The organism is Streptomyces sp. NPDC111507 (assembly GCF_055638955.1).
Map to the genome: position 1 here is coordinate 24,629 of NZ_JBVKBU010000019.1, position 15,831 is coordinate 40,459.

Sequence of the window (15,831 nt, forward strand, 5' to 3'; positions counted from 1 at the left end):
ACTGCCCGTAGGGGTGCCCGAACATGTGGACGCCCCCGCACCGAAAGGTGTAGGGGCGTCCACATCTGCATCTGTCCGACAGAGGCCGCGACCTGACAGGGACCGCGAGACCTGACGGAGGCCGCGAGCCCGGACCTCAGTTCTCCGAAGCCGCCGTCTTCTTGGCAACGGCCTTCTTGGCCGGAGCCTTCTTGGCAGCCGTTTTCGAAGTCGTCGTCTTCTTTGCGGCCGTCTTCTTGGCAGGGGCCTTCTTGGCCGGAGCCTTCTTGGCCGCCGCCTTCTTCGCGGTCTTCTTGGCGGGAGCCTTGGCCCGCTTCTCCGCCAGCAGCTCGTAGCCGCGCTCCGGAGTGATCTCTTCGACGCTGTCGGCGGAGCGCAGGGTCGCGTTGGTCTCGCCGTCGGTCACGTACGGCCCGAAACGGCCGTCCTTGACCACGACGGGCTTCCCGCTGACCGGGTCCTCGCCCAGCTCCTTGAGCGGCGGCTTGGCGGCCGCGCGCCCGCGCTGCTTGGGCTGGGAGTAGATCTCCAGCGCCTCTTCGAGGGTGATGGTGAAGAGCTGGTCCTCGGACTGCAGGGAGCGCGAGTCCGTGCCCTTCTTCAGGTACGGCCCGTAGCGCCCGTTCTGCGCGGTGATCTCCACGCCCTCGGCGTCCTTGCCGACGACGCGCGGCAGGGACATCAGTTTGAGGGCGTCACCGAGCGTCACCGTGTCGAGCGACATCGACTTGAAGAGTGAGGCGGTACGCGGCTTGACGGCGTTCTTGCCCGTCTTCGGGGTGCCCTCGGGGAGCACCTCGGTGACGTACGGGCCGTAGCGGCCGTCCCTGGCGATGATCTGGTGGCCCGACTCCGGGTCCGTACCGAGCTCGAAGTCGCCGCTCGGCTTGGCGAGCAGCTCCTCCGCGAGCTCGATGCTCAGCTCGTCCGGGGCCAGGTCCTCGGGCACGTCCGCACGCTGGTGGTTCTCGGAGTCCTTCTCGCCGCGCTCGATGTACGGGCCGTAGCGGCCCACACGCAGCACGATGCCCTCGCCGACCGGGAAGGACGACACCTCGCGGGCGTCGATGGCGCCCAGGTCGGTGACGAGCTCCTTGAGGCCGCCCAGGTGGTCCCCGTCGCCGTTGCCGGCCTCGGCGGCGCCCGTCGCGTCGCCCTCACCGAAGTAGAACCGCTTGAGCCACGGCACGGCCTGCGCCTCGCCCCGCGCGATGCGGTCGAGGTCGTCCTCCATCTTGGCCGTGAAGTCGTAGTCGACGAGCCGCCCGAAGTGCTTCTCCAGGAGGTTGACCACGGCGAAGGACAGGAAGGACGGCACGAGTGCCGTGCCCTTCTTGAACACGTATCCGCGGTCGAGGATCGTGCCGATGATCGACGCGTACGTCGACGGGCGGCCGATCTCGCGCTCTTCGAGCTCCTTGACCAGCGACGCCTCGGTGTAGCGGGCCGGGGGCTTGGTGGCGTGCCCGTCGACCGTGATCTCCTCGGCGGACAGCGGGTCGCCCTCGTTGACCTGCGGGAGACGGCGCTCACGGTCGTCGAGCTCGGCGTTCGGGTCGTCCGCGCCCTCGACGTACGCCTTCAGGAAGCCGTGGAAGGTGATCGTCTTGCCGGACGCGCTGAACTCGGCGTCGCGGCCGTCGGAGGCCGTGCCCGCGATCTTGACGGTGACGGAGTTGCCGACCGCGTCCTTCATCTGGGAGGCGACGGTCCGCTTCCAGATCAGCTCGTACAGCTTGAACTGGTCGCCGGTCAGGCCCGTCTCGGCCGGGGTGCGGAAACGATCACCCGAGGGACGGATCGCCTCGTGCGCCTCCTGCGCGTTCTTGACCTTCCCGGCGTACGTCCGCGGCTGGGCCGGCAGGTAGTCGGCGCCGTAGAGCTGCGTGACCTGGGCGCGGGCGGCGGAGATCGCCGTTTCCGAGAGGGTCGTGGAGTCCGTACGCATGTACGTGATGAAGCCGTTCTCGTACAGCTTCTGGGCCACCTGCATGGTGGCCTTCGCGCCGAAGCCGAGCTTGCGCGAGGCCTCCTGCTGGAGGGTCGTCGTACGGAACGGCGCATACGGCGAGCGGCGGTACGGCTTGGACTCGACCGAGCGGACCGCGAAGTTCGTGTCCTGGAGGGCGGCGGCGAGCGCACGGGCGTTCGTCTCGTCCAGGTGGAGCGTGTTCGCGCCCTTGATCTGGCCCAGCGAGTCGAAGTCGCGACCCTGGGCGATGCGCTTTCCGTCGACCGCGGTCAGACGGGCGACCAGTCTGGACGGGTCGCTGGCGTCACCGGCGCGGCCGGTGCCGAAGGTGCCGGTCAGGTCCCAGTACTCGGCGGAGCGGAAGGCGATGCGCTCGCGCTCCCGCTCGACGACGAGCCGGGTCGCCACGGACTGCACGCGGCCCGCCGACAGCCGCGGCATGACCTTCTTCCACAGAACCGGCGAGACCTCGTAGCCGTAGAGACGGTCGAGGATGCGGCGGGTCTCCTGGGCGTCGACGAGCTTCTGGTTGAGCTCGCGCGGGTTGGCGACGGCGGCCTGGATCGCGGCCTTGGTGATCTCGTGGAAGACCATCCGCTTGACCGGGACCTTGGGCTTGAGCACTTCCTGGAGGTGCCACGCGATGGCCTCGCCCTCGCGGTCCTCATCGGTGGCGAGGTAGAGCTCGTCGGAGTCGCGCAGCAGGTCCTTGAGCTTCTTGACCTGGGCCTTCTTGTCGGCGTTGACCACATAGATGGGCTGGAAGTCGTGCTCGACGTCCACGCCGAGGCGGCGCACCTCGCCGGTGTACTCCTCCGGCACCTCCGCGGCGCCGTTGGGGAGGTCGCGGATGTGCCCGACGCTCGCTTCGACGACATAGCCGGGGCCGAGATAGCCCTTGATCGTCTTCGCCTTGGCAGGCGACTCGACGATGACGAGTCGGCGGCCGCCGTGTGCGGTGTCGCTGGTCGGGGACAACTTCGCTCTTCTCTCCGGTCGACGCAGGGGGTCTCCCCCAGGCCTTGGTCCCGGGGGTCGGGTCATGCTGACGCTGCGGAGTGTGACGGTACATCCCGCCCCCGTGTCAAACGGGAAAAGCCCGCAACGGCCACTCGAACGGTAACCCGACTACCGCCATTCCTGCCGCCCGGAGTGTCCAGCAGCCCTTTCGGGCCTATCCGGAGCGTGACCTCTCAGTTACCGAAGAGCCGCCTCTCACGCGCGCGTAAGACACCACATCCCGAGCGCCAGCGCACCAGCTCCGGCGACACCTGCGAGCGTCGCCGATGCGACGCGGTTCACACCGACGGCGACGGGCTCGCCCTGCCGCACCCGCACCGCGGTCCAGACCAGCAGTCCGCCTCCGAACAGGACGAACACCGTCCCCACGAAGATCGCCGGTCCGCTTTCCATTGATATGTCCTTCCACCCCGAAGCCCCAGGGTGGGGAGGTTGCCACTCCCCGGAAGCCGACGTGCGAACCTGCGGTGAACGCGGGGAAGACGACGCCCCATGGACCGCTCAGACCGTGGCGGGATCGGGTATCCGCTCGCTCGTCCGCGTTCCGTCGGCCCGCCTCACGGTGCACAGGACTTTGTTGAATCCTTGATTCCACTCCTCCTCACTGGCCAGCCACCCGGAGACGGTGTGCTCCGTGTCGGACGCCCAACTCGACGCGAACTTGTTGGTACAGAGCTTGCCGCCCTGGGCGAGGGCCTTCTTGTAGTCCATGCCCGCCGCGGCCTGCGCGGTGCCGATCACCTGGTCGGTGTGCGGCTCACCACAGTCCGCCAGGTGGGCATCGAAGCTCTTGCCCTTCTCCGCGTAGCTCCAGCAGTCCCCGGTGGCCATCTGAGTGGGCCACAGATTCACCCCCGCGTCCCGGAACCGCCCCACTTCGCCGCCTATCGCGACACGGCGTCCGAGCACGAGACATGCCGTACCGCCCTTGGCCGCGCCGAACCCGTCCTTCGTCGGTGCCACGGCGTAGACACCCGCGTCGGGCAGGGCGTCGGCCGTCGCCGTGCTCTGGCTGGTGCAGCGCTGCGCGCCATGGGCGAGGGCGTCGGCGTAGTCGTCGGCCGTGTCGACGGCCACGACCTGGCCGTCCGGCCAGTCCTTGGCGCAGTTCACGACGCCCAGGTTGACCGCCGACTTGAAGGCGGGTCCCGACCAGACCGCCTTCACGCAGTCGCCGGCCTGCAACGGCTTGGTGAGACCCACCTGTTCGCCGTACGGAAACACCGATCCCGTCGGTCCCGGCGACGGGCTCGCTGTGGGGCGCTTCTTCGCGGTCGCGTCCTTCGTGCCGCCGTCGTCGCCGGTGAGTGAGACGGCGGCCCAGGTGCCGCCGACGATCACCAGAAGGACGCCCACGACGAGGGCGCCGACGGGGACCAGGGGCCTCCTGCGGCGTGCCGGCGACAGGGGCGGACCGGCCGTGGACCGGGTGGGCGCACCGGCCCCTGCGTACGGATTCCACTCGTACGCGCCGCTGGGAGTGGACGGACGCCAGGGGCCGTACGCAGGCGGGGTCCCGGAGGGCGGTCCGAACGGGCCACCGGGGGCGGCCGGGCCGCCTGGTGGAGTGTGCGGGGTGTTGGGGTTGTGCGGGGTGTTGGGGTTGTGCGGGGTGTTGGGGTTGTGCGGAGCGTTCGGGTTGTACGGGGTCGGGGTGTACGGGGTGTTCGGGGTCGAGGGCGCGCCTGAGGTCTGCGGAACGCCGGGGGCTTGCGGGACGCCTGAGGTCTGCGGAACGCCCGGGATTTGCCGAACGCCTGGAGTCCGCGGAGTACTGGGAACCTGCGGAACCCCGGGGGCCTGCGGAACGCCGGGGAGCTGAGGGGTTCCCGGAGGCGAGCCCGTGACATGCCCGGGCGGTGCCCCGGCAAGGAACCCGGGCGGCGCCCCGGCGGCATACCCGGGCGACGGTCCCGCGACGTACCCCGGCGGTAGCCCCGCGGGATACCCCGGCAGGGGCCCGAACGCTCCGCCCGCCGCCGCCTGCACCACCCGCTCAAGCCCCCGTGCGACCGCTTCCGGCGACGACCGCCGCATGGGGTCCTTGACGAGCAGTCCGTGCAGCACGGAGGTCAGTTCACCCGCTCGGACGGGCGGGGTCGGTTCCTCGCCGAGCAGGGCCGTCAGTGTCGCGTACTGACCAGGCCGCTCGAAGGGGCCACGGCCCTCGACGGCGGCGTACAACGTGGCGCCGAGGGAGAAGAGGTCCGCGGCCGGGGTGGGCGGCTCGCCGCGGGCGCGCTCGGGGGCGAGATAGCCGGGCGTGCCGAGGATGCCGGCGGTGGCGGTGAGCCGGGGCTCGCGGGACTCGGGCTGGAGCGCGATCCCGTAGTCGGTGAGCAGTACGCGCGCGTAGGGATCACCCGAAGAGTCGGGCGCCAGAAGGATATTGGCCGGTTTCACATCCCTGTGGAGGATCCCGATCCGGTGTCCGGCGGAGAGCGCGTCGAGGACGGCCAGCCCGATCCGGGCGGCCCGAGCGGGCGACAGCGGCCCCGACTGCCGTACGACCGCCTGCAGATCGACCGCGTCCGGCACGTACTCCATAACGATCCACGGCAGTCCCTCGTGCACCACCACGTCGTGCACGGTGACCACATGGGGATGCCCGCGCAGCCGCGCCGCATGTCGGGCCTCACTGCGCGCCCGGGCCACGCGCTGCCCATGCTCCGCCGCGTCCATCGGCAGGTTCGGCAGCGCGATCTCCTTCATGGAGACCTCGCAGGCCAACTCCGCGTCGTACGCGAGCCACACCCTCCCCATGCCGCCCGCGCCGAGCGTCCGCAGCAGCCGGTACCGGCCGCCGATGATCCTGCCCTCGCCCTGATCCGGCGTCTCCCCTGCCATGGCGCCTCCCCCGAGACAGCGCGCCTCCCCCGAGGACGCATGGAGCTTGTCTCTTGAAGGTAGCTTCGCACGCACCACTGACAGGAGCCCTTTTACCGACCAATCCTGATCAATATCGTGCAATCCCGTCAGAACAGGCACATGCGACTCAGCCCGTCACTCCGCGGGCTCGAGGAACCCCTGCTCCACCAGCAGCCGGATCTGCGCGGGCGTCCGGTCACGCAGCAACACCGGGTCCTCGCCGACCAATTGAGCGATGGCGTCAAGGATCCGCCCGGCGCTCAGCGTGCCGTCGCACACGCCCGCGAAGCCCGCGCCGACCGTGTCCACCTTGGTGGCCCGGCGCATCCCGCGGTGCTGACGCAGCACCACGTGCTCCGGGTCCTCGGCGCCGGGCAGCCCGACCTGCTCCTGGACGACCTCGGCCACGAGCCTGAAGTGCCCTGCGAGCAGGGCAGCGTCGTCGCTCGCCCGCAGGTAGTCGACGCGGTCGAAGTGCGCGCGCACGGTCTCGCCGAGCGGCTGCTCGATGGAGTGCGGCCACTCCTCGACCGTGATCGAGGGCTCGGCGGCCGCCGTTCTGCGCAGCGTGATCCATCCGAAGCCGACGGCCTTGACCTTGCGGGCCTCGAACTCGTCCAGCCAGGCGTCATACCGCGCCTGGTACTCGGCGGGGTCGTCGCGGTGGTCGCCCGCGTCGCGCAGCCACAACTCCGCGTACTGCGTGACGTCCTGCACCTCGCGCTGCACGATCCAGGCGTCACAGCCGCGCGGCACCCAGGAGCGCAGCCGGTCCTGCCAGTCCTCGCCCTCCACGTGCTGCCAGTTGGCCAGGAACTGCGCATACCCCCCGTCGTTGAGCCGGTCCCCCGACTGCTGAACGAGCGTGCGGCACAGATCGTCCCCGCCCATCCCGCCGTCGCGATAGGTGAGCCGGGCGCCGGGCGAGATCACGAAGGGCGGGTTCGAGACGATCAGGTCGTACGTCTCGTCGTCCGCGACCGGTTCGAAGAGGGAGCCCTGGCGCAGATCGGCCGCCGGGGCACCGGAGAGCGCCAGGGTGAGCGCGGTGATGTGCAGGGCGCGCGGATTGAGGTCGGTCGCGGTCACGCGCGTGGCGTGCTGCGCGGCGTGCAGGGCCTGGATCCCGGAGCCGGTGCCGAGGTCGAGCGCGGTGGAGACGGGCGTACGGACGGTGATGCCGGCCAGGGTCGTGGACGCTCCGCCCACACCCAGGACGACGCCCTCCTCCCGGCTGCCGATGCCGCCCGCGCCGCCGACGGCGCACCCCAGGTCGGACACGATGAACCAGTCCTCGCCGCCGGGCCCGCCGTACGGCCGGATGTCCACGGTCGCGGCGACCTCGTCCGCCCCCGCCCGGGTGAGCCAGCCGCTCTCCAGGCAGTCCTCCACCGGCAGCACGTCCGCCACGCGCGCGTGCGGCACGGGCTGCTGGAGCAGGAACAGCCGTACGAGCGTCTCCAGCGGTGTGTCCCCGCGGGTCGCCCGGAGCGCGGGCACGGTCTCGCTGCGCGCCAGCGCCGCGTACGCGGGGGCGCCGAGCAGATCGAGCAGGCCGTCGGCGGTGAACGAGGCGCCGAGCAGGGCGTCCCGCAGCCGAGCGGCGACGTCGACGCGGTCGGACGAGGGCAACGGTGACAGGCTGGTGTGACTCACGTCCCCCATTGTGTCCGTTCCCACCGAAAGGGACGTACACCTGTGGGCAGAGCCCGTGCGAATGTGGACAAGCCCGCACGAGGAGTCCTTAGGGCTTTGTACGAGGCACCGTGGGGGCGGTCGTGCAGGGAGCCGTGAGGCGCTTGCGCAGGGAACCATGGGCCGTGCGTCACCGAGAACCGTGGGTTTGTGCCGGGAGCCGTAGGGCACGCGCCACGGGCCCGGTACGCGCGCGTACCGGGCTCTTTCCGGGTGCCGGACCGAATCCCGCTCTGCGGTCGCCCTCCGGGCGCTCCTCGGCGGGTCAGCCCTGGGTGGTCGCCGGCGAGGCGGACGCGGAGGCGGACTTGCAGCTCACCTGCTTGGCCATCGCCTTGCCGACGTCGCCCGCTTCGAGCTCCTTCAGGGCATCGGTCCCGGTCTTGCTGAGCTTCTCCAGCTGCTTGGCGACGCCGTCGAGACCATCCGCGAACTTCGCCTGGTCCTTCGTGTTCAGCGCGTCGGACTGCTTCCCCAGCTCGGCGTAGGAGGCGGAAAGGGCATTGAGCTCCTTGACCGCGTTCTCCTGCTTGGTCTTGCCGCTGTCCACGTCCGGCGGGCCGGCCTTCTCGATGGCAGCCGCCATCGCCTTGTAGGCGTCGGAAATGTCCTGGAAGCCCTTGGAGTCGGCCTTCTGCACGTCCGCCGGTGCGCTCTGGTCCGTGGTCTCCTTCTGGATCGCGGTGTTGGCGGCCGCGATCTTCTGGACCTGCGGCTGCACCGCGTCACAGACCTGCTTGGCCCAGGGGTCCAGCTTGTCGTCCTTGCTGCTGCTGCCGCTGCTGCATGCCGACAGCGCCAGCACCAGTACCGCACCGCCGGACAGTGCGGCCGTGAGCTTCTTGTTCACCGGATTGGTCCCTTCCGTGGCTCTCGGCCCCGGAACTTACACGCCGCATGGGCGCCGCCCCTATGGCGAATTTCCGATTTAGTCCCTATTGCAGCCATTTGCTCCATACGAGAGAAGGCTCACGACACAGGTCTGGACCCACACGAACGACGGGCGGGCGGCACGCCACTGCGTGCCGCCCGCCCACGGGGACCTGCCCAAAGACCCGAACGCTACGAAACCACCGCGGCGTCGTGAGACTTGGGCACTCGTTCCGCGTTGCCTTCGTCACCCACGGCGATCCCGCGCCGCTTGGAGATGTACACCGCGCCCACGATCACGAGGATCGAGAGCACCGCGATCAGGATGCGCATACCGAGGTTCTTGTCGTCGCCGTACGAGAACTTCACGACCGCAGGTGCGATCAGCAGCGCCACCAGGTTCATCACCTTGAGGAGCGGGTTGATCGCGGGGCCCGCGGTGTCCTTGAAGGGGTCGCCGACGGTGTCGCCGATCACCGTGGCGGCGTGGGCCTCGCTGCCCTTGCCGCCGTGGTGGCCGTCCTCGACGAGTTTCTTCGCGTTGTCCCACGCACCGCCGGAGTTGGCGAGGAAGACCGCCATCAGCGTGCCGGTGCCGATCGCGCCCGCCAGATACGAACCGAGCGCGCCGACGCCGAGCGTGAAGCCGATGGCGATGGGCGCCAGGACGGCGAGCAGACCCGGAGTGGCCAGCTCCCGCAGGGCGTCCTTGGTGCAGATGTCGACGACCCGCCCGTACTCCGGCTTCTCCGTGTAGTCCATGATCCCGGGGTGCTCGCGGAACTGCCGCCGCACCTCGTAGACCACGGCCCCCGCGGACCGGGACACCGCGTTGATCGCGAGGCCCGAGAACAGGAAGACGACTGCCGCGCCCGCGATCAGGCCCACCAGATTGTTGGGCTGCGAGATGTCCATCATCAGGTTCAGCGGCGCGCCCGGACCGGAGACCTTCTCGCCCACGTCGTTCGCGGCCGTGAGGATCGCGTCCCGGTAGGAGCCGAAGAGCGCCGAGGCCGCGAGGACGGCCGTGGCGATGGCGATGCCCTTGGTGATGGCCTTGGTGGTGTTGCCCACCGCGTCCAGGTCGGTGAGCACCTGGGCACCCGCGCCCGTGACGTCGCCGGACATCTCGGCGATGCCCTGCGCGTTGTCGGAGACCGGACCGAAGGTGTCCATGGCGACGATGACGCCGACCGTGGTGAGCAGGCCGGTTCCGGCCAGCGCCACCGCGAACAGCGCGAGGATGATCGACGTACCGCCGAGCAGGAAGGCCCCGTAGACGCCGAGGCCGATCAGCAGGGCGGTGTAGACGGCCGATTCCAGACCGATGGAGATACCGGCCAGGACGACGGTGGCCGCGCCGGTGAGCGAGCTCTTGCCGATGTCCCGTACAGGACGACGGGTCGTCTCGGTGAAGTAGCCGGTCAGCTGCTGGATGAGCGCGGCCAGCACGATGCCGATGGCCACCGCGATGAGCGCCAGGATCCGCGGATCGCCGTCCTTCGCCTTGATCGCCGCGTCCGTGACGCCGTCGAGGTCGGCGTACTTCGACGGCAGGTAGACGAAGACGGCCACCGCCACCAGCACCAACGAGATCACCGCGGAGATGAAGAAGCCGCGGTTGATCGCGGACATGCCGCTGCGGTCGGAGCGTCGGGGTGCCACCGCGAAGATGCCGACCATCGCGGTGAGAACGCCGATCGCGGGCACGATCAGCGGGAAGGCGAGCCCGGAGTCGCCGAACGCCGCCTTGCCGAGGATCAGCGCGGCGACGAGCGTGACGGCGTACGACTCGAAGAGGTCCGCGGCCATGCCGGCGCAGTCGCCGACGTTGTCGCCCACGTTGTCGGCGATGGTCGCGGCATTGCGCGGATCGTCCTCCGGAATGCCCTGCTCGACCTTGCCGACCAGGTCGGCGCCGACGTCGGCGGCCTTGGTGAAGATGCCGCCGCCGACACGCATGAACATGGCGATCAGCGCCGCGCCGAGACCGAAGCCCTCCAGGACCTTCGGCGCGTCGGCCGCGTACACCAGCACCACGCAGGAGGCGCCCAGCAGACCGAGCCCCACCGTGAACATGCCGACGACGCCGCCGGTACGGAAAGCGATCTTCATGGCTTTGTGCGAGACGGCGGTGAGATCCTTTTCGGGTTCGCCCTTGGCGGGAGTCGCTTCCCTTGCTGCGGCGGCCACGCGGACGTTGCTTCGTACGGCGAGCCACATACCGGTATAACCGGTGGTCGCCGAGAACACCGCGCCGATCAAGAAGAAGATCGATCGTCCGGCGCGCTGATTCCAGTCGTCCGCGGGCAGCAGCATGAGCAGGAAGAACACCACGACGGCGAATACACCGAGCGTGCGCATCTGCCGCCCCAGGTAGGCGTTCGCGCCTTCCTGGACCGCCGCCGCGATCTTCTTCATGCTGTCGGTGCCCTCGCCGGCCGCGAGCACTTGCCGTACCAGCACCCCGGCGACCGCCAGGGCCGCCAGGGCCACGGCGCCGATGACCATCACGATCAAGCGATTGTCATGGGTCAGTACTGCGGCTGCGAAGGTTGTGGGATGGTCAAACTGATGAGGGGTAGAAAGCCCCGCCATTCGTCCTCCTTGACGCTTGGGCTGAGCTCAAGATGTGGACGGATTGTAGGTACCGGAACCTGATCAAAACAGTGCCCGGTAAACGGAATTCGCCTTCACATGCCCATCAGCAAATGATCGACGGGCCTCCATGGAACCCAAAAGAAGTAATGCCCCAAAAGCGTTGACGCTTGATCCAATAATCGCGTGATTGATCGTGAATGAATTCACGAAAGGCGGGGGCGGGCCCCGGCCGGGAGCGGGCATACAAAAAGGGCCCTGCTGAGCAGGGCCCTTCGAGTGTGTTGCGGGGGTGCGATCAGGGAACGAGCGCGGCCGGCGGCGTGGTCGGCCAGCTCATCTTGATCACTCCACCATGCTCACCGGCGGTGACTTCGACATCGTCGACGAGGCCACTGATGACCGCGAGGCCCATCTCGTCCTCCTCGGCATCCATGTCCGGATCACCCGTGGCACCGGGTGCCGTCTCACCGGGCGCCGAACGCGGCGCCTCGTCGCCGACCTCGATGGAGAACTGCTTCTCCTCCTCGATCAACGTCACCCGCACCGGCGCCGAGATGCCGCTGCTCTGGTGCAGTCCGACGGCACGAGTACAGGCCTCGCCGACGGCGAGTCTGACCTCGTCGAGGACGGCCTCGTCCACTCCGGCCCTGCGCGCCACCGCTGCCGCCACCAGTCGGGCGGTCCTGACGTGCTCGGGCAGCGCGCTGAAGCGGAGTTCAACGGTGGCCATGCATCCCCCTCAACTACGGGCGTGCTGTCAGGGGGCCGGGCCGCCGAGGCCCAGCCCCCCGTCCATTGCTTCTACCGTCTCGGACACCACATCACTCGTGACGCCCAGGGGACGGGGTCAGTCGGTGGCCGCTACCGCTTCCTCGACCGAGGTGTGGATGGGGAACACCTTGGTGAGACCGGTGATGCGGAAGATCTTCAGAATGCGCTCCTGGTTGCAGACCAGTCGCAGCGAACCCTCATGGGCACGCACACGCTTCAGGCCGCCCACCAGCACGCCGAGCCCGGTGGAGTCGAGGAAGTCCACGCCCTCCATGTCGACGACAAGGTGAAAATTGCCGTCGTTCACCAGCTCGACCAGCTGCTCGCGCAGCTTGGGCGCGGTATATACATCGATTTCGCCACCGACCTCGACGACCGTACGATCGCCGACGGTACGGGTCGACAGGGACAGGTCCACGGATCCTCCAGCACCTTGCTATCGAGCGGTCATCCCAAGGGACACCTCGGCAGAGCCCCCGGGACGGTTCGCCAGCCGCGATGGCATTCAATCACTTACCGGCAGGCGTGCACGACGCCTTGGCCCCATTGTCCGTCACGCCAGTGACACACTCGGTGCCGATGGCCAAGAATCATCGATCCGATCGACCCTCGACGGACACCGCTTCCCGCCCCGATCCGGGCACTGTCCTGGACCGGCTCGCCTCGGGGCCGAGCCGGGCTTCGCGCATCACTCATACGGAGCACTTGCCCCCGCGGGCGGGTCGCCATGCCGTGTGGCCCGACCGGATCCGTCCGGAGGTCATCGCCGCGGTGCAGGCCGCGGGCGTCGAACACCCCTGGGCCCACCAGGCGCTGGCCGCCGAGCACGCCCTGGACGGCGACTCCGTGGTCGTCGCCACCGGCACCGCCTCGGGAAAGTCCCTGGCATACCTCACACCGGTCCTGACGGCCCTCCTGGACGGCTCCGAGGCTCCGAACGGCCGGGGGGCCACCGCGCTCTATCTGGCCCCCACAAAGGCCCTTGCAGCCGATCAACGCCGTTCGGTGAAGGAACTTTCACAACCCTTGGGCCATGCGGTTCGCCCAGCCGTGTACGACGGCGATACTCCGTTCGAGGAACGCGAGTGGGTACGGCAGTACGCCAACTACGTCCTGACCAACCCCGACATGCTGCACCGCGGGATATTGCCCTCCCACCCCCGCTGGTCCTCCTTCCTGCGCGCCCTGAAGTACGTCGTCATCGACGAGGTCCACACCTACCGCGGCGTCTTCGGCTCCCACGTGGCCCAGGTACTGCGCAGGCTGCGCCGCCTGTGCGCCCGCTACGGCTCCTCCCCCGTCTTCCTGCTGGCCTCCGCGACCGCCGCGGAGCCCTCGGTCGCCGCCCGTCGGCTGACCGGCCTCCCGGTCGTCGAGATCGCCGACGACGCCTCCCCTCGCGGCGAACTCGTGTTCGCCCTCTGGGAGCCCCCGCTCACCGAGCTGCACGGCGAGAAGGGAGCACCCGTTCGGCGTACCGCCACCGCCGAGACGGCCGACCTCCTCACCGACCTGACCCTCCAGGGCGTGCGCTCCGTCGCCTTCGTACGATCCCGCCGCGGCGCCGAGCTGATCGCGGTGATCGCCCAGGACCGCCTCGCCGAGATCGACCGCTCACTGGCCCGGCGCGTGGCCGCCTACCGCGGCGGCTACCTCCCCGAGGAACGCCGCGCCCTGGAGCGCGCCCTGCACTCCGGCGAACTCCTCGGCCTCGCCGCCACCACCGCCCTCGAACTCGGCATCGACGTCTCGGGCCTGGACGCCGTCGTCATCGCGGGCTACCCGGGCACCCGGGCCTCCCTGTGGCAACAGGCGGGCCGCGCCGGCCGCTCGGGGCAGGGCGCACTCGCCGTCCTCGTCGCCCGCGACGACCCGCTGGACACCTTCCTCGTGCACCACCCCGAGGCCCTGTTCGACCAGCCGGTGGAATCCACCGTCCTCGACCCCGACAACCCGTACGTCCTCGCCCCGCACCTGTGCGCCGCCGCCTCCGAGATCCCCCTCACCGAAGAGGATCTGGAGCTCTTCGGCCCGGCCGCCGCGGATCTGCTGCCACAGCTGGAGGCCGCGAAGCTGCTGCGCCGGCGAACGACGGCGTGGCACTGGACCCGTCGGGAGCGGGCCGCCGACCTGACCGACATCCGCGGCGAGGGCGGCAGTCCGGTACAGATCGTCGAGGCCGGGACCGGGCGGCTGCTCGGCACGGTCGACGCGGGCTCCGCGCACACCACGGTCCACGAGGGCGCGGTCCACCTCCACCAGGGCCGTACGTACCTGGTGAAGCACCTGGACCTCGACGACTCCGTCGCCCTGGTCGAGGAGGCCAACCCGCCGTATTCGACGGTCGCCCGCGACACGACGTCCATCTCCGTCCTGGAGACGGACATCGAAGTCCCCTGGGGCGAGGGCAGGTTGTGCTACGGCTCCGTCGAAGTCACCAACCAGGTCGTCTCCTTCCTGCGTCGTCGTGTCATCACCGGTGAAGTGCTGGGCGAGTCGAAACTCGACCTCCCTCCTCGTACGCTCCGCACGCGCGCCGTGTGGTGGACGGTCACCGAGGACCAGCTGGACGCGGCCCGGATCAGCCCGGAGATCCTCGGCGGCGCCCTGCACGCCGCCGAGCACGCGTCGATCGGCATGCTCCCGCTGTTCGCCACCTGCGACCGCTGGGACATCGGCGGAGTGTCCATCCCGCTGCACCCCGACACGCTCCTGCCCACGGTCTTCGTCTACGACGGCCACCCGGGCGGCGCGGGGTTCGCGGAGCGCGCCTTCCACACCGCCCGCGCCTGGCTCACCGCCACCCGGCAGGCCATCGCGTCCTGCGAGTGCGAGGCCGGCTGCCCGTCCTGCATCCAGTCCCCCAAGTGCGGCAACGGGAACGAGCCGCTGCACAAACGGGGCGCTGTGCGGCTGCTCACGGAGCTGCTGCGGGGGGCGCCGGAGGTCTAGGCGCCGGCTCCTGTGGTCTAGCGGGACCGGCTCTGGACCTGACCTCCGCATCGAAGGGGCCGGCGCCCGACGCGGCTGTGACGTCCGAGATCTCGCCCTCCACGGCGCACCGCACCAGCCGGGCGCGCTGGGCCCGCACCACCCGGTCCGCCTGGGCGCAGGCCGCCGTGCCGCCGTCCGCCCAGTGGTCCGCCGCGGCGAGCGCGGCCAGGTCGGCCGCCCCCGCCGCACGGTGCCGGACCACGACCGCCTGTCCCATGGCCAGGACGGCCCCGAACACCACACACAGCACGGCGATCGCCCCGACGGTCCAGACGGTGGCCGATCCTCTGTCCGAGCAACGGATCCGGTAGGTGTGCCATCTGTTCCAAGCGGCCGTCCACGCGACGTGTCCGCGGCTCCGGACCCTCATCCCCTCACCACCCCCACCGTCTCCTCCGCCAGGGCCACGGCCTCGTCGCTGAGCTCCAGTGACAGTCCGTCCGGTCCCGGCGCGCTCGCCTTGACCGTGACCCGGACGAGGTCGCCCTCCCTGGTCACCGTGACCCTGGCGCCGCGCGGTGCCGCGCGGCGGGTCGTCGCCAGCACCGTGTCCGGCGGGTCCTGGCGGGCCGCCGCGCGGGCGCCCGCCCTTGCCGCGTCCACGCACTGGATCTGCGCCGACGCGGCGAGCAGGGCCCAGACCAGCGCCATTCCGACGAGCACCAGCGAGGGCAGCACCACGGCGGCCTCGGCGGTCACGAATCCCCGGTCCCAACTCCGACTCCGGTCCCAACTCCGACTCCCGCCGCGGCTCCGGTCCCGGTCCCGGCCCGCCGTCCCGCGATCACATCGGCGCATTGAGCGCCCGCCCCACGATGCCCTGCAACTCCGCGCCTACCTGGCCGCTCGTCACCACCTTGTAGAGCACCGCCGCGAAGGCCACCGCCGCGAGGACCCCCACCGCGTACTCGGAGGTGACCATCCCCGCGTCCCTGCGCGCCGCCAGACCCAGCAACCACGCCCGCATCCGTACGCCCACCGTCTTGCCCATCTCAACCCCCGTAAGGTTCGAACCTGTTGGTCGTCATTCGGTCGTCAGT

General features: G+C 70.0%; 12 protein-coding genes. 1 reads left to right on the top strand and 11 read right to left on the bottom strand.

Annotation, left to right across the window (positions count from 1 at the left end):
• Positions 1-136: 136 nt before the first annotated feature.
• The 8 genes from topA to bldG form a co-directional block, all read right to left on the bottom strand.
• The gene (topA, locus tag ACZ7M2_RS44070; protein ID WP_471600093.1) at positions 137-2,950 is read right to left on the bottom strand and encodes a type I DNA topoisomerase; all 2,814 of its coding nucleotides are present in this window, start codon (positions 2,948-2,950) and stop codon (positions 137-139) included.
• Positions 2,951-3,187: 237 nt separating this feature from the next.
• Complete coding sequence (locus tag ACZ7M2_RS44075) at positions 3,188-3,385, bottom strand: hypothetical protein (RefSeq protein WP_352052544.1); 198 nt, start codon at positions 3,383-3,385, stop codon at positions 3,188-3,190.
• 108 nt (positions 3,386-3,493) lie between these two features.
• Positions 3,494-5,839 carry a serine/threonine-protein kinase gene (locus ACZ7M2_RS44080; RefSeq protein ID WP_471600094.1) on the bottom strand — a complete coding sequence of 782 codons (2,346 nt, stop codon included), beginning with the start codon at positions 5,837-5,839 and terminating at the stop codon, positions 3,494-3,496.
• Positions 5,840-5,995: 156 nt separating this feature from the next.
• Positions 5,996-7,525: a DUF7059 domain-containing protein gene (locus ACZ7M2_RS44085; protein WP_471600095.1), complete on the bottom strand. Its 1,530-nt coding sequence runs from the start codon at positions 7,523-7,525 to the stop codon at positions 5,996-5,998.
• 295 nt (positions 7,526-7,820) lie between these two features.
• A complete protein-coding gene (locus tag ACZ7M2_RS44090; protein ID WP_471600096.1) occupies positions 7,821-8,405 on the bottom strand; it encodes a small secreted protein in 585 nt (194 codons plus the stop codon).
• A 212-nt stretch (positions 8,406-8,617) separates the two neighbouring features.
• Positions 8,618-11,023 carry a sodium-translocating pyrophosphatase gene (locus ACZ7M2_RS44095; RefSeq protein WP_471600097.1) on the bottom strand — a complete coding sequence of 802 codons (2,406 nt, stop codon included), beginning with the start codon at positions 11,021-11,023 and terminating at the stop codon, positions 8,618-8,620.
• Between the two features lie 298 nt (positions 11,024-11,321).
• Positions 11,322-11,756 (bottom strand): ATP-binding protein, encoded by a 435-nt coding sequence (locus ACZ7M2_RS44100; RefSeq protein ID WP_352052549.1) that lies wholly within the window; start codon positions 11,754-11,756, stop codon positions 11,322-11,324.
• Positions 11,757-11,873: 117 nt separating this feature from the next.
• Positions 11,874-12,215: an anti-sigma factor antagonist BldG gene (gene bldG / locus ACZ7M2_RS44105; RefSeq protein ID WP_010986038.1), complete on the bottom strand. Its 342-nt coding sequence runs from the start codon at positions 12,213-12,215 to the stop codon at positions 11,874-11,876.
• A gap of 80 nt (positions 12,216-12,295) precedes the next feature.
• Here bldG and ACZ7M2_RS44110 point away from each other — a divergent pair, with 80 nt between their 5' ends.
• Positions 12,296-14,749, top strand: coding sequence for a DEAD/DEAH box helicase (locus ACZ7M2_RS44110; RefSeq protein ID WP_471600098.1), 2,454 nt, complete (start codon positions 12,296-12,298; stop codon positions 14,747-14,749).
• Here the strand turns inward: ACZ7M2_RS44110 and ACZ7M2_RS44115 are convergent.
• From ACZ7M2_RS44115 to ACZ7M2_RS44125, 3 genes are read right to left on the bottom strand one after another with little or no spacing between them, the layout of a single operon-like run.
• Positions 14,715-15,161 carry an Rv3654c family TadE-like protein gene (locus ACZ7M2_RS44115; RefSeq protein ID WP_471600099.1) on the bottom strand — a complete coding sequence of 149 codons (447 nt, stop codon included), beginning with the start codon at positions 15,159-15,161 and terminating at the stop codon, positions 14,715-14,717. The genes ACZ7M2_RS44110 and ACZ7M2_RS44115 overlap by 35 nt on opposite strands.
• The gene (locus ACZ7M2_RS44120) at positions 15,158-15,589 is read right to left on the bottom strand and encodes a TadE family type IV pilus minor pilin (protein WP_471600100.1); all 432 of its coding nucleotides are present in this window, start codon (positions 15,587-15,589) and stop codon (positions 15,158-15,160) included. The genes ACZ7M2_RS44115 and ACZ7M2_RS44120 overlap by 4 nt, the downstream gene beginning before the upstream one ends.
• Positions 15,576-15,782, bottom strand: a complete 207-nt coding sequence (locus tag ACZ7M2_RS44125; RefSeq protein WP_403691763.1) for a DUF4244 domain-containing protein — start codon at positions 15,780-15,782, stop codon at positions 15,576-15,578. Before ACZ7M2_RS44125 ends, ACZ7M2_RS44120 begins: the two co-directional genes overlap by 14 nt.
• Positions 15,783-15,831 lie beyond the last annotated feature (49 nt).